Source organism: Microbacterium trichothecenolyticum (assembly GCF_000956465.1).
Lineage (GTDB): Bacteria > Actinomycetota > Actinomycetes > Actinomycetales > Microbacteriaceae > Microbacterium > Microbacterium trichothecenolyticum.
Window position 1 is genome coordinate 47,249 of the sequence record NZ_JYJA01000027.1, and the last position, 18,308, is coordinate 65,556.

21 protein-coding genes are annotated in these 18,308 nt (G+C 70.4%); 5 read left to right on the forward strand and 16 right to left on the reverse strand.

Features of this window, described 5'->3' with window-relative positions:
• Nucleotides 1-76: 76 nt before the first annotated feature.
• The 14 genes from RS82_RS04610 to RS82_RS04675 all read right to left on the reverse strand — a co-directional run bounded on the left by RS82_RS04610 (nucleotide 77) and on the right by RS82_RS04675 (nucleotide 13,883).
• The gene (locus RS82_RS04610; protein ID WP_045297267.1) at nucleotides 77-913 is read right to left on the reverse strand and encodes a regulatory protein RecX; all 837 of its coding nucleotides are present in this window, start codon (nucleotides 911-913) and stop codon (nucleotides 77-79) included.
• A 40-nt stretch (nucleotides 914-953) separates the two neighbouring features.
• Nucleotides 954-2,003, reverse strand: a complete 1,050-nt coding sequence (gene recA / locus RS82_RS04615) for a recombinase RecA (RefSeq protein WP_045297268.1) — start codon at nucleotides 2,001-2,003, stop codon at nucleotides 954-956.
• A gap of 259 nt (nucleotides 2,004-2,262) precedes the next feature.
• Nucleotides 2,263-2,487, reverse strand: a complete 225-nt coding sequence (locus RS82_RS04620; protein ID WP_045297270.1) for a DUF3046 domain-containing protein — start codon at nucleotides 2,485-2,487, stop codon at nucleotides 2,263-2,265.
• 17 nt (nucleotides 2,488-2,504) lie between these two features.
• On the reverse strand, nucleotides 2,505-2,813 hold the full coding sequence (locus RS82_RS04625) for a helix-turn-helix domain-containing protein (protein WP_045297272.1): 309 nt from the start codon (nucleotides 2,811-2,813) through the stop codon (nucleotides 2,505-2,507).
• A 150-nt stretch (nucleotides 2,814-2,963) separates the two neighbouring features.
• Complete coding sequence (locus RS82_RS04630; RefSeq protein ID WP_045297273.1) at nucleotides 2,964-3,446, reverse strand: CinA family protein; 483 nt, start codon at nucleotides 3,444-3,446, stop codon at nucleotides 2,964-2,966.
• A complete protein-coding gene (pgsA, locus tag RS82_RS04635) occupies nucleotides 3,443-4,015 on the reverse strand; it encodes a CDP-diacylglycerol--glycerol-3-phosphate 3-phosphatidyltransferase (RefSeq protein WP_045297274.1) in 573 nt (190 codons plus the stop codon). Before pgsA ends, RS82_RS04630 begins: the two co-directional genes overlap by 4 nt.
• Nucleotides 4,016-4,058: 43 nt before the next feature.
• Entirely contained in the window at nucleotides 4,059-6,803 is a 2,745-nt protein-coding gene (locus tag RS82_RS04640; protein ID WP_045297275.1) for an FtsK/SpoIIIE family DNA translocase, read from the reverse strand.
• Between the two features lie 98 nt (nucleotides 6,804-6,901).
• A complete protein-coding gene (locus tag RS82_RS04645) occupies nucleotides 6,902-7,396 on the reverse strand; it encodes a GNAT family N-acetyltransferase (protein WP_157005391.1) in 495 nt (164 codons plus the stop codon).
• Between the two features lie 125 nt (nucleotides 7,397-7,521).
• Nucleotides 7,522-9,198 (reverse strand): ribonuclease J, encoded by a 1,677-nt coding sequence (locus RS82_RS04650; protein ID WP_045297276.1) that lies wholly within the window; start codon nucleotides 9,196-9,198, stop codon nucleotides 7,522-7,524.
• Nucleotides 9,199-9,267: 69 nt separating this feature from the next.
• Nucleotides 9,268-10,245 (reverse strand): 4-hydroxy-tetrahydrodipicolinate synthase, encoded by a 978-nt coding sequence (dapA, locus tag RS82_RS04655; protein ID WP_045297277.1) that lies wholly within the window; start codon nucleotides 10,243-10,245, stop codon nucleotides 9,268-9,270.
• A gap of 217 nt (nucleotides 10,246-10,462) precedes the next feature.
• Nucleotides 10,463-11,350 (reverse strand): type IV toxin-antitoxin system AbiEi family antitoxin domain-containing protein, encoded by an 888-nt coding sequence (locus RS82_RS04660; protein WP_045297279.1) that lies wholly within the window; start codon nucleotides 11,348-11,350, stop codon nucleotides 10,463-10,465.
• Between the two features lie 416 nt (nucleotides 11,351-11,766).
• A complete protein-coding gene (locus RS82_RS04665; RefSeq protein WP_045297280.1) occupies nucleotides 11,767-12,531 on the reverse strand; it encodes an SDR family NAD(P)-dependent oxidoreductase in 765 nt (254 codons plus the stop codon).
• 21 nt (nucleotides 12,532-12,552) lie between these two features.
• Nucleotides 12,553-13,077: a dihydrofolate reductase gene (locus RS82_RS04670; RefSeq protein WP_045297282.1), complete on the reverse strand. Its 525-nt coding sequence runs from the start codon at nucleotides 13,075-13,077 to the stop codon at nucleotides 12,553-12,555.
• A complete protein-coding gene (locus tag RS82_RS04675) occupies nucleotides 13,074-13,883 on the reverse strand; it encodes a thymidylate synthase (RefSeq protein WP_045297382.1) in 810 nt (269 codons plus the stop codon). Before RS82_RS04675 ends, RS82_RS04670 begins: the two co-directional genes overlap by 4 nt.
• Nucleotides 13,884-14,029: 146 nt before the next feature.
• On the opposite strand from RS82_RS04675, the gene RS82_RS04680 reads away from it, so the two are divergent.
• The 4 genes from RS82_RS04680 to RS82_RS04695 all read left to right on the forward strand — a co-directional run bounded on the left by RS82_RS04680 (nucleotide 14,030) and on the right by RS82_RS04695 (nucleotide 16,476).
• Nucleotides 14,030-14,467, forward strand: a complete 438-nt coding sequence (locus RS82_RS04680) for a TlpA family protein disulfide reductase (RefSeq protein ID WP_045297283.1) — start codon at nucleotides 14,030-14,032, stop codon at nucleotides 14,465-14,467.
• The gene (locus RS82_RS04685) at nucleotides 14,460-14,999 is read left to right on the forward strand and encodes a DUF4395 domain-containing protein (RefSeq protein WP_045297284.1); all 540 of its coding nucleotides are present in this window, start codon (nucleotides 14,460-14,462) and stop codon (nucleotides 14,997-14,999) included. Before RS82_RS04680 ends, RS82_RS04685 begins: the two co-directional genes overlap by 8 nt.
• 129 nt (nucleotides 15,000-15,128) lie before the next feature.
• Nucleotides 15,129-15,554: an OsmC family peroxiredoxin gene (locus RS82_RS04690; protein WP_045297285.1), complete on the forward strand. Its 426-nt coding sequence runs from the start codon at nucleotides 15,129-15,131 to the stop codon at nucleotides 15,552-15,554.
• Nucleotides 15,547-16,476, forward strand: coding sequence for a TIGR01777 family oxidoreductase (locus RS82_RS04695; protein WP_045297286.1), 930 nt, complete (start codon nucleotides 15,547-15,549; stop codon nucleotides 16,474-16,476). Before RS82_RS04690 ends, RS82_RS04695 begins: the two co-directional genes overlap by 8 nt.
• Nucleotides 16,477-16,490: 14 nt before the next feature.
• On the opposite strand, the gene RS82_RS04700 is transcribed toward RS82_RS04695, so the two are convergent.
• Both RS82_RS04700 and RS82_RS04705 read right to left on the reverse strand, forming a co-directional pair.
• Nucleotides 16,491-16,940, reverse strand: coding sequence for a hypothetical protein (locus RS82_RS04700; RefSeq protein WP_045297288.1), 450 nt, complete (start codon nucleotides 16,938-16,940; stop codon nucleotides 16,491-16,493).
• Nucleotides 16,937-17,752 (reverse strand): 4-hydroxy-tetrahydrodipicolinate reductase, encoded by an 816-nt coding sequence (locus RS82_RS04705; protein WP_045297290.1) that lies wholly within the window; start codon nucleotides 17,750-17,752, stop codon nucleotides 16,937-16,939. Before RS82_RS04705 ends, RS82_RS04700 begins: the two co-directional genes overlap by 4 nt.
• 70 nt (nucleotides 17,753-17,822) lie before the next feature.
• On the opposite strand from RS82_RS04705, the gene RS82_RS04710 reads away from it, so the two are divergent.
• Nucleotides 17,823-18,296: a GNAT family N-acetyltransferase gene (locus tag RS82_RS04710; RefSeq protein ID WP_045297293.1), complete on the forward strand. Its 474-nt coding sequence runs from the start codon at nucleotides 17,823-17,825 to the stop codon at nucleotides 18,294-18,296.
• The last annotated feature ends 12 nt before the right edge of the window (nucleotides 18,297-18,308 follow it).

The window sequence follows — 18,308 nt, forward strand, 5'->3', positions numbered from 1 at the left end:
AGTGGATCCTGTGTCCCTGAACGGCGGCAACCGGGCCCCGCCCGTGGCATGCCACGGACGAGCTCAGCCCTGGGCGTCAGTCGAACCGCACGCGCCCGGAGGGACGCGTCGACTCGTCCAGCGCCTGCCGGGCGGCGTTGAGCGCCGCCGAGCCCCCGTAGCCGCGTCTCGCCAGCTGGCCGGCGAGACGACGAAGAGCGACGTCCCGCTCGAGCCCGCGCATGGAGCCCGCCTTGGATCGGGCGAACTCGAGCGCACGTTCGGCGTCGTCGTCGGGCAGCTCTGCGAGCGCCGCGTCGGCGATGTCGCGCGGGATACCCCGCTTCGCGAGGCTCTGCGAGAGCGCCTGCCGCCCCTGTCCCTTGCGATCGACGCCGGCGTGCACCACCTGTTCCGAGAGACGGGCGTCGTCGAGGTAGCCGCGTTGGAGGAAGGCGTCGAGGATCGCCTCGACGCCTTCCTGGCCGAGCCCGTACTGGCCGAGGTACGTCTTCGCCTCCGAGACCGAGAGCTGCCGTGCGCGCAGCTTCTTCAGCAGACCGAGTTCGGCCGCATCGGCGGCCTCCGGCACACCTCGCCGACCCCCGACCGAGCGTCCTCTGCCGGCGCGCTCGGCGTCGAGGTCGATGGGCTGCTCATCTCGCTCGTCGTGCTCGGCTCCCGTGCGTGCGCCCGTGCTCGCGCCGGGGTCGTCGTCCCATTCGGTCCGCCACTCAGCCGCAGCCGCTGCCGAGGGCGCGGAAGCGGGCCCGGCCGAGGAGCCCTGGTCGACTCGACCCGCGGGGATGCGATCCTCGAGCTCCCGCCTGACGTCCGCCGCGGTCTTCGGGTACGCCTTCGCGCTACGGTCGCCGAAGAGCGATGTCACGGGGGCGAGCCCGCCGTTGTTCTCCACGTCGGACCCGCCGCTCATCGCTCACCCCGCTCGTTGAGCTCCGTCGGAACAAAGACCATCAGGCCGGGCGGCGCGCCGCCAGCTCGTCCGCGACCTCACCCGTGGCCTTGGGCACGCCGATGCCGAGCTTCGTCTTGATCTTCGTCTCGATCTCTGCCGCGACATCCGGGTTCTTGAGGAGGAAGTTGCGGGCGTTCTCCTTGCCCTGCCCGAGCTGCTCGCCCTCGTAGGTGTACCAGGCGCCGGACTTCTTGACGATGGCGTGCTCCACACCGAAGTCGATGAGACTGCCCTCGCGCGAGATGCCCACGCCGTAGAGGATGTCGAACTCCGCCTGCTTGAACGGCGGCGCCATCTTGTTCTTGACGACCTTGACGCGGGTGCGGTTGCCGACCGCCTCAGCGCCGTCCTTCAGGGTCTCGATGCGACGGATGTCGAGACGGACCGACGCGTAGAACTTGAGCGCCTTTCCACCGGCGGTGGTCTCGGGCGAGCCGAAGAACACGCCGATCTTCTCGCGCAGCTGGTTGATGAAGATCATCGTGGTGTTGGTCTGGTTGAGACCACCGGTGAGCTTGCGCAGCGCCTGCGACATGAGGCGCGCCTGCAGACCCACGTGGGAGTCGCCCATCTCGCCTTCGATCTCGGCCTTGGGCACGAGAGCGGCGACGGAGTCGATCACGATGAGGTCGATCGCGCCGGAGCGCACGAGCATGTCGGCGATCTCGAGGGCCTGCTCACCCGTGTCGGGCTGCGAGACGAGCAGTGCGTCGATGTCGACGCCGAGCTTCTGCGCGTAGTCGGGGTCGAGCGCGTGCTCGGCGTCGATGAACGCGGCGATGCCACCGGCGCGCTGCGCGTTGGCGATCGCGTGGAGAGTCAGCGTCGTCTTACCCGACGACTCCGGTCCGTAGATCTCGATGATGCGGCCACGCGGGAGTCCGCCGATGCCGAGTGCGACATCGAGGGCGATCGAGCCGGTGGGCACGACCTCGACGGGAGCGCGCTCGTCGCTGCCGAGGCGCATCACCGAGCCCTTCCCGAACTGCCGGTCGATCTGGGCGAGGGCTGATTCCAGGGCCTTCTCGCGGTCAACGGGTGATGGCATGACGTGCTCCTCTGTGCTCGCGTTCCGTCGCCTGTAGGCTGTCGCGCTCGGTCCCGGTGGGACGGATGCTGCGACAAGGCGTGAGGTGTCGTTCGACGCTGTTCACGTTAGGGAGGGGCTCCGACATCCGTCTTCGCTCCTTCCCGCTGCGTGGAAAACACGCTCTCGACATCTGCTGTGCAGGAGCCTACGCGGATCTCGAACACTTCTTCGATGACACGCCGTGCCGCGGCGGCGGAAACGCGCGCCGCGGAGCAGGTCAGCGGCGGCGCGGCTCGAGTCGTCCGACGCCGTACCGGCGCTCGGCGGGAACCTCGAGCTCTTCGCACAGTGCGAGCCATACCTCGCGCGGGTCGACGCCCGCATCGATCGCCTCAGCGGCTGTTCGACCGCCCACCTTCGACAGATACAGATCCGTCACGACGGCGTTCGCGCGTGCGCCGAACTCGTCGCTCACGGCGCGCTGGAACTCACTGCGACGCATATGGAGAAGCGGCGCGATCAGCGCAGCGAAAGCTCGGCGTCGACCGATGCCATGAGGTCGTCGGGGACGACGTCGGGGAAGGTCTGCAGGCCCTCGAGGACCGAGATGCGGTCGCCCACCTCGCGCATGATGATCGAGATGGGAACATCGAGCGCCTCGGCCACCGACGCGAGGATCTCGCTCGAGGCCTCCTTCTGGCCGCGCTCCACCTCACTCAGATAGCCCAGCGCCACGCTTGCGCGGCTGGCCACCTGGCGGAGGGTCCGTCCCTTCTGCTGGCGGAAATCACGAAGCACTTCGCCGATCTCTTGACGTACCAGGATCATCAGGGCCCCTCCTCACTTCTGATTCCACCGTCGTCCGGGTGGCCAACAGTACAGCACCGGATGATGTCAATCTAATCCCGTGAACTGGGCAATGGGTGGGAATCACCGAATGTAACCGAGACGAAACACCTTCTGTTCCCGGACTCGGTCTCACGGATGACGGATGCCTCCCACCACGGTGAGCGCGAGCTCCAGCACGCTCTGGACCGTCCGGGTGCGGATCTCGTCGCGCGTTCCCGCCAGTTCGAGGGATGACGACACGACCTCCTCGGGTGTCACGACCGCGATGTGGACGGTGCCGACGGGCTTGCCGTCCTGCGGATCCGGGCCGGCGACTCCGGTCGTCGCGACGCCCACATCGGCGTGCAGCGCGCGACGCACGCCCTTCGCCATCTGCACCGCGACCTCCGCGTCGACCGGACCGCGGTCCGCCAGAAGATCGGCATCCACGCCCAGCTGGGTCGCCTTGATGTCGGTGGCGTACGCGACGATCCCCCCTCGCACGTGCGCGGAGGCCCCCGGAACGTCGACGAGCGTCGCGGTGACGCGCCCGCCCGTCAGCGACTCGGCTGCCGCGATGGACCAGCCGCGACCGTCGAGTGCGCGCAGCACCGCGGCTGCGGCATCCGTCACGCGTCCCTCCGCTTCGCGCGGGCGGCACGCATCTCGGTCACGATGTAGTCGATGCCGCTCGCGATCGTCAGGATCACCGCGATCGTCATGAGCACCCCGTTGACCCAGAAGATCCAGTCGCCCACGAGGGTCCACAGCGGCAGCAGGGCGAAGGACAGGGCGAGACCCTGGGCGAGGGTCTTGAGCTTGCCCATCCAGGCGGCCGCCAGCACGTGGTCGCTCACGACCATGAACCGGTACACCGTGATCCCGATCTCGCGGATGAGCACGATGATCGTGATCCACCAGGGCAGCTCGCCGAGGATCGACAGGCCGATGAAGGCGAAGCCCGTGAGCACCTTGTCGGCGATGGGGTCGAGCAGCTTGCCGAGATCGGTGACGATGTCGTGCTTTCGCGCGAGGTAGCCGTCGATCCCGTCGGTCGCGATCGCCACGATGAACAGCACGGCCGCCCACCACCGCAGGGCGCCGTCCGCTCCCCCGTCGGCCAGGAGCATCCACAGGAAGACCGGCGCGCACAGGATGCGCACGATCGTGATCGCGTTGGGCAGCTGCCGGGGGATCGCCATGGCCCGAGCTTATCGGCGCGCCCCGGTCGGGCGGAGCCTGGGGTCAGTCGCGTCCGGTGAGACCCCACGCGTCCTCGGAGCCGTCGTCCTCGCTCTCGACCACGGGGTAGCCGTCGTACTGCGAGGCCACGGCATCCGCCCCATAGCGGTCGTCCGCCTCCGCGGCCGGAGCCGCGGGTGCGGGCGCCGCGACGGGCACATCCTCGCCGCGCAGCCGCGCGAGCACCGACGGCAGCTGCTCGACCGTCACCAGCACGTCGCGGGCCTTCGACCCCTCGGAGGGGCCGACGATCTCGCGGGACTCGAGGAGGTCCATCAGGCGTCCCGCCTTGGCGAAGCCGACACGGAGCTTGCGCTGGAGCATCGACGTCGAGCCGAACTGGCTCGACACGACGAGCTCGGCCGCCGCGAGCAGCAGCTCGAGGTCGTCCCCGATATCGGCGTCGATCTCCTTCTTCTCGGCCACCGCCGCCACGTCGGCGCGATACTCCGGTCGCGCCTGGTGGGTGACGTGCTTGACGACCTCCTCGATCTCCTTCTCGCTCACCCACGCGCCCTGCACGCGGAGCGCCTTCGAGGCGCCCATCGGCAGGAAGAGGCCGTCGCCCTGGCCGATGAGGCGGTCGGCGCCGGGCTGGTCCAGGATGACGCGGGAGTCGGTGACGCTCGTCACGGCGAACGCGAGACGGGACGGGACGTTGGCCTTGATGAGGCCCGTGACGACGTCGACCGAGGGTCGCTGCGTCGCGAGCACGAGGTGGATGCCCGACGCGCGCGCGAGCTGCGTGATGCGCACGATCGAGTCCTCGACGTCGCGAGGCGCGACCATCATGAGGTCGGCGAGCTCGTCGACGACGACAAGCAGGTACGGGTAGGGCTTGAGAACGCGCTCGCTGCCCGGCGGAAGCGTGATCTCGCCTGCCACGACGGCCTTGTTGAAGTCGTCGATGTGACGGAAGCCGAACGACGCGAGGTCGTCGTACCGCATGTCCATCTCTTTCACGACCCACTGCAGCGCCTCGGCGGCCTTCTTGGGGTTCGTGATGATGGGCGTGATCAGGTGCGGCACGCCCGCGTAAGACGTCAGCTCGACGCGCTTGGGGTCGATGAGCACCATGCGCACGTCGGCGGGCTTGGCGCGCATCAGGAGGCTCGTGATCATCGAGTTCACGAAGCTCGACTTGCCCGAACCGGTGGACCCGGCGACGAGCAGGTGCGGCATCTTGGCGAGGTTCGCGATGACGTAGCCGCCGCCGACGTCCTTGCCGACGCCGATCGTCATGGGGTGCGTCTGGCTGGTCGCCGTCTGCGAGCGCAGCACGTCGCCGAGCGTCACGATCTCGCGGTCGGTGTTCGGGATCTCGACGCCGATGGCGCTCTTGCCCGGGATGGGCGCGAGGATGCGCACCTCGTTGGAGGCCACCGCGTAGGCGATGTTGTTCGTGAGCGCGGTGATGCGCTCCACCTTGACGCCGGGGCCGAGCTCGATCTCGTACTGCGTCACTGTCGGTCCGCGCGAGAAGCCCGTCACACGCGCGTCGACGGAGAACTGGTCGAGCACGCTCGTGATCGCCCGGACCGTGTCGTCGTTGGCCTGGGAGCGCGCCACGTGGGGCGACCCCGCGGCGAGCGCGTTGACCGAGGGCAGTCGGTACGGTGCGGACGGGGAATCGACCGACGCGACGGAGCCGATTCCGTCGAGGCCGGGAAGAGTGCCGTCGTCTTCGATGACCTCGGCGTCGTCGCGGAGCGACGTGCGCGACGAGGTCGCCGCCTTCGCCGCCGACAGCACCGCCGGGTCGATGACCTCGGTGAGCGCGTCGGTCGGGGGCGCGGGGGGTGGCGGCACGGGCTGGACGACCGCCTGCTCGAACCCTCCCTGCGACGAACCGGCCGGCAGCAGCTCCGTCAGATCCTGGGAGCCGAGACCGCCTTCGGGGTCCTTCTCGCGTCCGGTCTTGTTGCGGCGCCAGAACGGCAGCGAGGGGTCGCCTTCGTCGTCCGCAGCGGCCGGGGCCGCAGCATCCGTCGTCGCCTTCTCGTCCCGGGGCTCCGCGCCGAACATCCAGGCGTAGAGCTCGCCCAGGCGGCGCCCGATGCGGTTCGGGGGCGTCTTCGTGATGATCAGGATGCTGAGCACCGCCAGCAGCGACAGCACGATGTACGCGCCGACGTCGGTGAGCACCAGTGCGAGGGGCTCGCCCAGCATCCAGCCGAAGAGGCCGCCCGCCTCGCTCAGCGCCGGCAGCCCCTCGTTGGGCTGGGGGCGTCCGCCCGCCACGTGGCAGAAGCCCGCGATCGTGAGGACGAGCAGACCGAAGCCGATGCCCACGCGCCCGTTGTCGTGCACGGAGGACGGATGCCGGAACATCCAGCCCGCGAGCACGAGCAGCAGCACGGGGAGCACGAACGCCTCGCGGCCGATGAGGCCACCCACGGTGTACGCGCTGATGGTCTTGGCGACCTCGCCGCCGATGAAGAACCACTCGTTCACGGCGCCGGCGATCGCCAGCAGCACGAGAAGGAACGGGAAGCCGTCGCGGCGCTGGTCCTTCTCGAGCACCTCGGGACCGAACGCGCGGAACAGGCCGCCGGTGGCGTGCGCGAGACCCATCCACGCCCGCACGATGACCGGCGGACGGTCGGGTTCGTCGACGTAGCGCTTGGGTGCGGGTGCCGGCTTCGCGGCCGCGGGCTTGCGCGTCGACGAGGACGCGCTCGAACGCGCGTTTGTCGACGCGCTCGAAGACGCGCGCGACCGGCTGGTCGGGCTTGAGCTCCTGGCCATCCCCCCACGGTAGGCCGACAGCCCGACATTTGCCCGCAACCACGCCGCCGTGACGCCGCGGGCCGGGCGCGTCGCGGGGGCCCGCTTCGCCGGACGCCTCAGCGCAGGCGCTTGACCATCGTGTCGCGGCCCGATCCGCTCTGCGTGACGGCGAAGCCCTCGCTGCGGTACAGCGTCGAGGCGAAGTTGCCCCGCTCCACGCTGAGACTGACGCGCGCGAACCCCTGCGCTCCCGCGTGTTCGCAGAGCCGTTGCAGCAGTGCGCGCCCGACCCCGTGGGCGCGCCAGATCGGGCGGACGCCGATGATGAGCTCGGGCACCCCCGTGCCGACGTACCCGAACCCGGGTTCGTCGCGCGGGAGCATGCGGTACCAGGCGGCGCCCGCCGGCTCGCCGTTGGCGTCCTCCGCCACGAAGCCGGCATCGCCGGGCCGCATCCAGCCCGCCACGTAGCGCCGGTGCTCGGCCCCGCCGATCACCTCGTGACGGGGCCGCGCGCCGCCCTGGCGCCAGTTGGCCGCCTCGACGACCATGTCGCCGAGGAAGGCGCCGTCGGCCGACACGGCGGGGCGGATGCGGAACGAAGTGGCCACGACGCCGATCGTACGGCTCGCGTGTTACGCCTCGATACTCCGCGGATGGCGAACTCGCTACGCTTCGATTCTCCGCGTGATGGTCATCTCGCTACGCTTCGATTCTCCGCGTAATGGTCATCTCGCTACGCTTCGATGACGAGCGGGACGATCATGGGCCGGCGGCGCAGCGACTGGTTGACCCAGCGGCCGATCGTGCGGCGGACGATCTGCGAGAGTGCGTGCTGGTCGCGGACGCCGGACTTGGCTGCCTCGGCGAGCGCTGCGGCGATCTTGGGCTTGACGTCTTCGAAGACCGCGTCATCCTCGGCGAAGCCGCGGGCGTGCACCTCCGGTCCGGAGATGATCTTGCCGGTCGACGCGTCGACCACCACGATCACCGAGATGAAGCCCTCTTCGCCGAGGATCCGGCGATCCTTGAGGTCGGCGTCCGTGATCTCGCCCACCGTCGACCCGTCGACGTAGACGAAGCCGAGGTCGTACTGTCCGACGACGTGCGCGCCGCCGTCCTTGAGATCGATCACGGTGCCGTTCTCGGCGAGGATCGTGCGCTCGGGGTCGATCCCCGTGTCCTGCGCGAGACGCGCGTTCGCCATCAGGTGGCGGTACTCGCCGTGGACCGGCAGCACGTTCTTCGGCTTCAGGATGTTGTAGCAGTAGAGCAGCTCGCCGGCCGCGGCGTGGCCCGACACGTGCACCTTGGCGTTGCCCTTGTGCACGACGTTCGCGCCGAGCTTGGTGAGCCCGTCGATCACGCGGTACACCGCGTTCTCGTTGCCGGGGATGAGGCTCGACGCCAGGATCACCGTGTCGCCGGGGCCGGGCTCGATCGCGTGGTCGAGGTTCGCCATGCGGCTGAGCACGGCCATCGGCTCGCCCTGCGAGCCGGTGGACATGTAGACGATCTGGTCGTCCGGCAGATCGCGGGCCTTCTTGTAGTCGATGAGCACGCCCTCGGGCACGTGTAGATAGCCGAGGTCCTCGGCGATCGTCATGTTCCGCAGCATGCTGCGGCCGAGGAGGGCCACGCGGCGGCCGTGGGCGGCGGCAGCATCCAGCACCTGTTGCACCCGGTGGACGTGGCTCGAGAAGCTCGCCACGATCACGCGCCGCGGCGCCTTGCCGATCACCTGGTCGAGCACCGGGCCGATCGACCGTTCGAGGGGCGTGAAGCCGGGCACATCGGCGTTGGTCGAGTCGACGAGGAAGAGGTCGACACCCTCCTCCCCCAGCCGCGAGAACGCGCGGAGGTCGGTCAGCCGGCCGTCGAGCGGCAGCTGGTCCATCTTGAAGTCGCCGGTCGCGAGAACGAGACCCGCGGGCGTGCGGATCGCGACGGCGAGCGCGTCGGGGATCGAGTGGTTCACCGCGACGAACTCGAGCTCGAACGGCCCGAGGTTCTCGCGCTGCCCCTCCGCCACCGTGAGGCTGTACGGCTTGATCCGGTGCTCCTTGAGCTTGGCCTCGGTGAGTGCGAGCGTCAGCCCCGATCCGATGATCGGGATGTCGCTCTTCAGCTTCAGCAGATACGGCACCGCGCCGATGTGGTCCTCGTGTCCGTGCGTGAGCACGACGCCGACGATGTCGTCGAGCCGCTTCTTGAGCGGCTCGAAGTCGGGAAGGATCAGGTCGACGCCGGGCTGGTGCTCCTCAGGGAACAGCACGCCGCAGTCGACGACGAGGAGCTTCCCGCCGTACTCGAACACCGTCATGTTGCGGCCGACCTCGCCGAGGCCGCCGAGCGGGACGATCCGTAGGGTTCCTGCTTCGAGCTCCGGCGGGTCGTACGGGGTGGTGGGCATTGCGAAGCCTCCTCCGGGCGCTGGGACGCCCGTCATCTGCGCGCCGTCGACGGTTCGACGGCGCGGTGGTCATCTCGTGGTGCCCGAGACCTTCGGCAGCGCGCCGCCGGCGGCGGCGTTGCGGTCGGGGCGGAAGTTCGAGAAGTCGGCGCCGGGAACATCGTTCACGAGAGCGAGCTCGTCCTCGATCTTGGCGGCCTCCCACTCCTCCGGTCCGACCAGCGGCAGCCGCACACGCGGGCTGCCGATGCGGCCGAGGCCGTGGAGGATGTACTTCGCCGACACCGTGCCGGGCACGTGGGTCATCACGGCCCGCACGAGCGGCTCGAGCTGCTGGTGCGCTGCGGTGGCCGTCCTGAGGTCACCGGCGTTGACGGCGTCGACGATCGCACGGTAAGGCTGCGCCGCGATGTTCGCGGTGACGCCGATGAGCCCCGTGGCGCCGATCGCGAGGTGCGGCAGCACGTTGGCGTCGTCGCCCGAGAAGTACATCAGGTCCGTCTGGTTGAGCACGCGGCTCACCTCGCTGAAGTCGCCCTTGGCGTCCTTGATGGCGAGGATGTTCGGGTGCTTCGCGAGGCGCAGGATCGTCTCGTACCGGATCGGCACGCCGGTGCGGCCCGGGATGTCGTACAGGATCACCGGCAGATCGGTCGCATCGGCGACCAGGCGGAAGTGCGTCAGGATGCCGGCTTGCGTGGGCTTGTTGTAGTACGGCGTGACGATCATGATGCCGTCGGCGCCGACCTTCTCGCTGGCCTTGTAGAGCTCGATCGCGTGGGCGGTCTCGTTCGACCCGCCGCCCGTGATGATCTTGGCGCGGCCGGCGGCGACATCCTTTCCGACCTCGACGAGGCGGATCTTCTCCGCGTCGGTGAGGGTCGACGTCTCACCCGTGGTGCCGGTCACGACGATGCCGTCGGCGCCCGCGGTGATGACGTCGTCGATGTGCTTCTCGACAGCGGGCCAGTCGACCTCGCCGTCGGCCGTCATGGGGGTGACGAGCGCGACGAGCACCTGTCCGAAGGGGTTGCCCGTATGCGTCATGCATTCAGGTTATCGGGATGCCGCGCCCCGGCGCGCCCGGTGACGGTCACCCCACGACGGCGACCCGGCTTCACCGGAACACGGGTCGATCGCGCGACACGCTGGGCCGACGCCTCCGTCGCCGGCGTGTCGAAGTCGTCGACCCGTGTTTCGGCGCTCGCACGAGTGGAGGGACACGGATGCTGCGTGCCGCGGGTCGGACCGAGGCAGACCGTTCTCACCACGTGAGGCCGGCGGGGCTCCGGTGCAGGTTCCGCGAGAAAGCGGCCAGGATCGCAGCCTCGACGATCTCCCAGTCGTGCACGATGAGCGCATAGTCGAAGCGAAGTGTGATGAAGCCGAGTGCCATCGCCGCGGCGTCGCGTACGCGGTCACGGTGCCGAGACGGTCCGTCATGGGTGTCGCCGTCGGCCTCCACGATCAGGCAGTCGCCGATGACGAAATCGACCACGCCGACCCCGGGAACGGCGACCTGCGGGGTGAGCGCGAGCCCGTACCTGCGGAGCCGCAGCCGAACGAGGGATTCGAGCCCACTGCCGGCGTCGGTGCGAGCGAAGTCGACGAGCCAGCGAAACCCAGCGGGGAGGCTGAGCTTCAGCCGCTCTCGCGCCTGATCATCGACCAGACTCTGCCGCAGAGCCGATTCGAGCGCCGCGAAGAACGCCTCCTCGCCCCGGCACGCAAGGATCTGCCGGAGACAGTGAAGGATTCCGACGGACGCCAATGTCGGCTCGTCAACGGCGATGTCACGGTGGAAGGCGCAGCATGCACCTTCTTCGGGCTCAGGATGGATGGCGATCCGCATCGGGTGGTGCTTCTCGTCGATCCAGGTGTGGACCGGTTCCTGATCGCCGTCGTCGAGGAGCCACAGCCCGTAGGCGCGTCCCGCGGTCACGCATGCGATGCGTCCGCGATGGCTCAGCGCCTCGACGGTTGCTGTTGGGGTGGAAGGTGTCGCGTACACGCCGACCCGAGGTCGCAGGAGGAGCCCCTCGGCGTGGGCCCGGCCGAGGTCACTCTTCCGGACGCCCTGCGCGACGATGTCCCGGGTGCGCGCGACGCCTCCGATCAGCTCCACGGCAGCAACGGCGGATTCGACGGTCATGCCTCACGGTCGCGCCATCTCTTCGCACCGGCGGACCAGGTGGGTCGATCAGTGGAGAAGCTTCGAGCCGAGTCGTCAGGGGAGGAACCCCGGGTTCCCTCCCCCGTCGCACCGCCGAGCGCACGAGGCCCCTCCCCGGCTGCCACCGAAGCACTGGCTGGTCATCCGACACGCCGGGTCGCAGCATTCGTCACCGGCGTGCCCCCGTTACCGACCCGTGCCTCGGCACACAGACTGGTGAATCTCACGACGGCTGCAGGCGAGCCGGGCTCGACGGTGCGACCGCCGGCTGCATTCCGCCGAAACACGGGTCGATCGCGCGACACGCCGGGCCGCGGCATCCGACACCGGCGTGTCGCCCTTGCCGACCCGTGTTTCGGCAATGGGAGGGGGTCCCCGGTGAGACCCGGGCCGGCTCAGCGGCCGCGCTCTCCGATGCGCGCGGCGACCGACGGCGGGGCGAAGCGGGCCAGGGCCACGAGCGCCTTGTACCGCAGCGACGGGATCGACACCGCGGCACCGCGTGCCGCGTCGCGCAGCGACTCGGCCACGACGTCGCGCGCGTCGAGCCACATCCCGTCGGGCACGCCCTCCTGCCCCGGCGGCAGCCCGAGGCGTTCGTGGAAGTTGGTGTGGGTGTAGCCGGGGCACACCGCGGTCACCGTGACGCCTCGTGGGCCGTAGCGGCCGTTCGCCCAGCGACTGAAGCTCACGAGCCACCCTTTGCAGGCGCCGTACGTCGAGCGCGGGATGAAGGCGGCCACCGACGCGACGTTGATGACGCGGCCGTGCCCGCGCGCCAGCATCGCGCCCAGCGCGGCGTGCGTGAGGCGCATCGGCACCTCGACGTGCAGCTCCAGGTGACGGACCTCGTCCTCGATGTCGTTGCGCTCGAAAGCCAGGGGCAGCCCGAAGCCTGCGTTGTTCACCAGGATCTCGATCGGCCGGGCCTCGTCGGCGATGCGCGCCTCGACCCGCTCGCGCTGGCGGCGCTTGAGCAGATCGGCTCCGAGCACGTCGACCTCGACCCCGTAGGTCGACCGCAGCCGCACCGCGAGCTGCTCGAGCGCGTGCCGGTCTCGCGCGACGAGCACGAGGTGCGCGCCTTTCGCCGCCAGCTGGCGCGCGTACTCCGCACCGAGACCAGAACTCGCACCGGTGATGAGCGCCGTCTTCGCCATGCGCGCCAGCCTATTGCCGTGTCAGTTCAAGCCGTGCGCCTCCGGCCGCACCAGTCGCAGGAAGCGGTAGCGGATGCCGGAACCCGACGTGTGCCAGCCGTCGACCGGGTCCGTCGCGGCCGTGAGCCAGCCGGCGCGGTCGGGCGCCAGGGTGTCTCCCGCGACCGCGACATCGAGTTCGGTGACCTCGAGGAGGTCGGCGAGCTCGATGGCCTCCTGGAACAGCTGCCCGCCGCCGATCACCCAGATGCGCTGGGGCCCGCCTTCGTCGGCCAGGGCCAGCGCGGCCTCGAGCGATGCGGTGCGCTCGGCGCCGGCATCCGTCCACTGCTCCTGTCGGGTGATCACGATGTTGCGCCGCCCCGGCAGCGGGCGGAAGCGCGGGGGGAAGGACTCCCAGGTGCGTCGGCCCATCACGACCGGTGCGCCGAGTGTCAGGGCCTTGAAGTGCGCGAGGTCTTCGGGCACATGCCACGGCATGCCGCCGTCGGCGCCGATCACGCCGTCGTGCGCCTCCGCCCAGATGAGGCCGATCGGGGCCGTCATACCGCGACCGCCCCGCGGATCGCGGGGTGGTGCTGGTAGTCCTCGAGCACGAAGTCGTCGTAACGGTAGTCGAAGATCGACTCGGGCGTCCGCGCGATGCGCAGCGTCGGGTAAGGGTACGGCTCGCGGGTGAGCTGCTCGCGCACCTGCTCGACGTGGTTGTCGTAGATGTGGCAGTCGCCGCCGGTCCACACGAAGTCGCCGGGCTCGAGCCCCGCCTGCTGCGCGACCATGAGGGTCAGCAGCGCGTACGACGCGATGTTGAAGGGGACGCCGAGGAAGAGGTCCGCGCTGCGCTGGTACAGCTGGCACGACAGCTTGCCGTCGGCGACGTAGAACTGGAACATCGCGTGGCACGGCGCGAGTGCCATGTCGGGGATGTCGGCGGGGTTCCACGCCGACACGATCAGCCGACGCGAGTCGGGGTTCGCGCGGATCTGGTCGAGCACGAGCGCGATCTGGTCGATGTGGTCCCCCGACGGCGTCGGCCACGACCGCCACTGCACCCCGTAGACCGGGCCCAGCTCGCCGGCGGCATCCGCCCATTCGTCCCAGATGGTCACGCCGTGCTGCTGCAGCCACGCGACGTTCGATTCGCCGCGGAGGAACCACAGCAGCTCGTACGCGATCGACTTGAAGTGGACGCGCTTGGTGGTGATGAGCGGGAAGCCCTGTGCGAGGTCGAACCGGATCTGCCGGCCGAACGCACTGGTCGTGCCGGTGCCGGTGCGATCGTCCTTGTGGGTGCCGTGTTCGAGCACGTCTCGCAGAAGGTCTTCGTACGGGGTCGGGATCGGCGTCGTCACGGCTGCCACGATACCGGCGCCCGGGACATCCCGGCCGTGCCCGCACCGTGCGAGTCCCTCACGGCGCCGCCCCTTCTGTTACATCGATCGCGTCATATTCCCCGATTCGGCCTCCATTCAGGTGAAAGGGGTTAGCCTGATCTGCTGTGAACCTCGTCGGCGCCCTCATCGCCCTCGCCGCGCTCCTCGCGGCGACGGTGGCACTCGGTGTCTTCCTGAACTGGCGACAGTCCCACGCCCGCCGCAACGTCGAGCACGAGGTCATCGAACCTCACCGCCTCGGCGCCGACGGACTCGGCGAAGTCGCCACCCTGCTGCAGTTCAGCACCGAGCTCTGCGCCCGTTGTCCCGGCGTGCACCGCACGCTCTCGGCCATCGCCGACGATCACGAGGGCGTGCGCCACCTCGACGTCGACCTCACCCACCGCCCCGACATCGCGAAGCACTTCCAGGTGCTCCAGACGCCGACCACGCTCGTGCTCGACCGCAACGGCGTCGTGCAGACGCGTTTCGGCGGCGCGCCCGGCCGCGACGTGCTCGAGCTCGAGCTCAACCGCCTGATCGCAGAGGACGCGAATGTCTGACCGAGCGGACGCTTCCCCACGCGGCATCGACCCCCGAGGCCCGCGCTTCGCAGCCGGCATCACCGCCGTGCTGCTGCTCATCGTCGTGTTCCTGGGGCTCACCGGCCTGTCGACGGCGCAGACGGCCGAGGGATGGGCGGTCTCCGCGGCGAGCGTCGCCCAGCGGTTCCTCGACCCCGCCTTCCTCCTGCTGCTCGCGACGACCCTCCTCTTCCTGTGGGGCGTGGTCTCGCCGCGCACCGCGCCGTGGGGCGCGCTGTACCGCACTGTCGTGGCGCCGCGCCTATCGGCTCCGAGCGAGCTCGAGGACCCGCGCCCGCCGCGCTTCGCGCAGGGCGTGGGCCTGTTCGTGTCGGCACTCGGTCTCGCGCTGCAGCTGTTCGGCATGCCGTGGGCGTTGACGATCGCCGCCGCTGCGGCCTCCATCGCCGCGTTCCTCAACGCCGTCTTCGGGCTCTGCCTCGGCTGCCAGCTGTACCTCCTCCTGCAGCGCGCCGGCATCGTCGGCCGCGCCCGCCCGGCTTCGGCCTGACGCCCGGTCGGCCGTCCGCGGGCCGAGGGGCTCAGCATCCCCTGTCAACCCATCGCGGTGCGGCGGGCCGACGCCATAGGCTGACGCGAGACGCCCGGCACGCGGGCGTCCGTCAGCGAGGAGGCCCATATGACCGTCACCAGCGAAGCAACCACGGTGTGGAAGGGCGGACTGTTCGACGGGTCCGGTGAGACCACGTTCGTGTCGTCCGGCCTCGGGACCTTCCCCGTCAACTGGAAGGCGCGCAGCGAGGGCTCGACGTCCGTCACGACCCCCGAGGAGCTCATCGCCGCCGCCCACGCCTCGTGCTTCAGCATGGCGTTCTCGCTCGCCCTGGCCGAGAACGGCACTCCCCCGGAGTCGATAGACACGACCGCCTCCGTCACGTTCAAGCCGGGCACGGGCATCACCGGCAGCCACCTGAACGTCAACGCCGTCGTCCCGGGACTCGAGCCGGAGGACTTCGAGCGACTCGCCCAGAGCGCGAAGGCCGGATGCCCCGTCTCGCAGGCCCTCGCGGGCATCGAGATCACCATCGAGGCCACGCTTGCCTGAAGGCCCGCCGGGCAGTGACGACGGCAGGCGGATCGTCGTCGCCGGGGCGTCCGGCCTCATCGGCCGGGCGCTCGTCGAGAGCCTCCGCGCCGACGGCGCCGAGGTGACGACGCTCGTGCGCCGGCCCGCCGAGGCCGCGCACGAAGTCGAGTGGCTCACGACGGCCGAGCGGCTGGATCCCGCGGTGCTCGAGGGGGCGGACGCCGTCGTCGGGCTCAACGGTGCGAGCATCGGACGCTTCCCGTGGACGCGGTCGTACAAGAGCACACTGCTGTGGTCGCGCATCGCGCCGACCCGCGCGCTCGCCCGAGCCGTGCGCGAACTCGGTACGGGGTCCCCGCACTTCGTATCGGCATCGGCCGTCGGCTACTACGGCTCCGCGCCCGGTGCGCGCCTCACGGAGGACGCACCGCGCGGCGAGTCGTTCCTCGCGGATCTCTGCGGCGAGTGGGAGGCCGCGGCATACGGCGCGGGGACGGATGCTGCGGTGTCGGTGCTGCGCACTGCCCCGGTCGTGCACGCCGACGGCGTGCTGAAGCCGCTGATGCTCCTGACGAAGCTCGGCCTCTCCGGCCCGATCGGCCGCGGGACGCAGGCGTGGCCGTGGATCTCGCTCGAGGACGAGGTCCGCGCGATCCGACACGTGATCGACGCCCGCCTCACCGGTCCGGTGAACCTCTCCGGGCCTACGCGCGCCACGGCGAACGATCTCGGGTTCGCCCTCGCGGTGCGGATGAACCGCCCGTTCCTGCTGCGCGCGCCGGTGTGGGGCATGAAGCTCGCCCTCGGTGCGGACGCCACGGAGGCGATCCTCACCGCAGATGCGCACGTCGTGCCGGATGCGCTCGAGACGTCGGGCTTCGCGTTCTCGCACCCGACGGTGGAGGACGCGGTCGCAGCCGCCGTGCCCGCGGCATCCTGATCCCGCGCCGGGATTCAGCCGGGGCGGTCGGCCTTCTCCAGCCGGATGGCGGCGCGCACCGCCTCTCGTGCGCGACGGCGGTCGCCGGCGGCGTCGTAGGCGAGTCCGAGCCGGTACCACGCCCGCCAGTCGTCGGGGTGGGCCTCGACGTCGGCGCGGTGCACCGGGAAGACGGCGTCCCCGTCCTCGCGCATCACGCGGCCGCTCGGACGCACGGCGACCTCCTCCTGCGGCAGAGCGTCCTCGGCCTCGAGCCGTTTGCCGAGCTGCTGCGCACGCACGCCGAACCACAGCTCCCGCCCGAGCGCCCACGCGGCGATGAGCGGCAGGACGACGAGCGCCGCGCCCATCGCGATGCCCACGGGGTCGCCGCTCACGAGCAGCAGCCACGCCCGCTGCCCGACGAGCACGATGTACAGCGCGAGCAGCGCCGCCATGACGGCGACGCCGATGCGCGCGCTCATGCCCCCGTCGCGCGGGCGACCTGGCCGGGCACGCCGCCCTCGTCGACGGGGCGCCCGTCGGGCTGAGACGTGCGGCGACCGACGCCGATGTCGATCAGGCTGTCGAGGCCGACGGTGACTCCCGAGGCGTCCCGAGCGGCGGCAAGGGCGAGACGGATGCCGGGACCGTACGCCTGCGCCGGCTCCACGGTGTCGTGCACGATGGTGAGCGACTCCCCCGCCCCCGACAGGATCGTCTCCTGGCGTGCGACGACGCCCGGGCGGCGCAGCGAGTGGATCGGCACGCTCGCGACCTGCTGGCCGCGGGCGCGCTGGTCGACGTGGGGCGACTCGACCGGGCCGACGCCTTCGCGCGCGGCGGCGATGAGTTCGGCCGTGCGCACGGCGGTGCCACTGGGCGAGTCGATCTTGGTCTCGCGGTGCGCCTCGACGATCTCGATCGACGGGAAGAACGGCGCCGCGGCGGCCGCGAGCGCCGAGCCCAGCACCGAGCCGAGCGAGAAGTTGGGGATGAAGACCGCGCCCGTGCCGGCGGCCTCGACGAGCGGGCGGACCAGCGCGATGCGCTCGGCCGACCAGCCGGAGGTGCCGATGAGCACGTTGATGCCGCGCTCGATCGCGGCGCGGACGACGTCGATCGACACGGCGGGCGTCGACGCATCGACCACCAGGTCCGCGCCGTCGAGCTCCGACAGCTCCGACCGGGACGACAGCACCCCGGCGACCTCGAAACCTGGTTCGGCGTCGACCACGTCGCGGATGATCGCTCCGAGCTTTCCGGTGCCTCCGACGATGGCCACGCGTGTCGTCATGCCTCCATCCTAGGCGGGGGCCGGAGAGCAGCCGGGCCGCGCGGCAGCGGCTGACGCCTACTCTGGAGGCGTGGTGACTCTCCGACCCTCCCCCGTCGATGCGCCCGACGCCCACGACCTCCTCGCCGAGTACTTCCGGATCCGCACCGAGGGATTCGCCGACCAGGGCGTCGCGTATCGGACGACCTTCCCCGATCCGGCGGCCTTCCTGCCTCCCGCCGGCGTCTTCGTCGTGCTCGACGATGACGAGGGCGTCGCACAGGGCTGCGGCGGCATCCGTCTCATCCCCGAAGGGCGGCTCGGCCCGCGGTACGAGCTGAAGCACCTGTACCTGCGGCCGGTCACACGCGGGCGCGGGTGGGGGCGCCTGCTCGTCGAGGACCTCATCGAACGCGCCCGCGGATTCGGCGCCGCCGAGCTCGTACTCGACACGCACCACTCGCTCGAGGCAGCCGGCGCACTCTACGCGCGCACCGGATTCGTCGCGATCGAGCCCTACAACGACAACCCGAACGCGTCCCGCTGGTACGGCAAGGTGCTCTGAGCACCGAGGCGG

What these genes read in the sequence shown, in the direction of transcription:
- RS82_RS04665 (WP_045297280.1), bottom strand. Translation starts at nt 12,531, where the DNA reads ATGGCGAAGACGGCGCTCATCACCGGTGCGAGTTCTGGTCTCGGTGCG.
- pgsA (WP_045297274.1), bottom strand. Translation starts at nt 4,015, where the DNA reads ATGGCGATCCCCCGGCAGCTGCCCAACGCGATCACGATCGTGCGCATC.
- RS82_RS04610 (WP_045297267.1), bottom strand. Translation starts at nt 913, where the DNA reads ATGAGCGGCGGGTCCGACGTGGAGAACAACGGCGGGCTCGCCCCCGTG.
- RS82_RS04700 (WP_045297288.1), bottom strand. Translation starts at nt 16,940, where the DNA reads ATGAGCGCGCGCATCGGCGTCGCCGTCATGGCGGCGCTGCTCGCGCTG.
- dapA (WP_045297277.1), bottom strand. Translation starts at nt 10,245, where the DNA reads ATGACGCATACGGGCAACCCCTTCGGACAGGTGCTCGTCGCGCTCGTC.
- RS82_RS04640 (WP_045297275.1), bottom strand. Translation starts at nt 6,803, where the DNA reads ATGGCCAGGAGCTCAAGCCCGACCAGCCGGTCGCGCGCGTCTTCGAGC.
- RS82_RS04625 (WP_045297272.1), bottom strand. Translation starts at nt 2,813, where the DNA reads ATGATCCTGGTACGTCAAGAGATCGGCGAAGTGCTTCGTGATTTCCGC.
- RS82_RS04705 (WP_045297290.1), bottom strand. Translation starts at nt 17,752, where the DNA reads ATGACGACACGCGTGGCCATCGTCGGAGGCACCGGAAAGCTCGGAGCG.
- RS82_RS04650 (WP_045297276.1), bottom strand. Translation starts at nt 9,198, where the DNA reads ATGCCCACCACCCCGTACGACCCGCCGGAGCTCGAAGCAGGAACCCTA.
- RS82_RS04660 (WP_045297279.1), bottom strand. Translation starts at nt 11,350, where the DNA reads ATGACCGTCGAATCCGCCGTTGCTGCCGTGGAGCTGATCGGAGGCGTC.
- RS82_RS04685 (WP_045297284.1), top strand. Translation starts at nt 14,460, where the DNA reads ATGTCTGACCGAGCGGACGCTTCCCCACGCGGCATCGACCCCCGAGGC.
- RS82_RS04670 (WP_045297282.1), bottom strand. Translation starts at nt 13,077, where the DNA reads ATGACGGCCCCGATCGGCCTCATCTGGGCGGAGGCGCACGACGGCGTG.
- RS82_RS04620 (WP_045297270.1), bottom strand. Translation starts at nt 2,487, where the DNA reads ATGCGTCGCAGTGAGTTCCAGCGCGCCGTGAGCGACGAGTTCGGCGCA.
- RS82_RS04690 (WP_045297285.1), top strand. Translation starts at nt 15,129, where the DNA reads ATGACCGTCACCAGCGAAGCAACCACGGTGTGGAAGGGCGGACTGTTC.
- recA (WP_045297268.1), bottom strand. Translation starts at nt 2,003, where the DNA reads ATGCCATCACCCGTTGACCGCGAGAAGGCCCTGGAATCAGCCCTCGCC.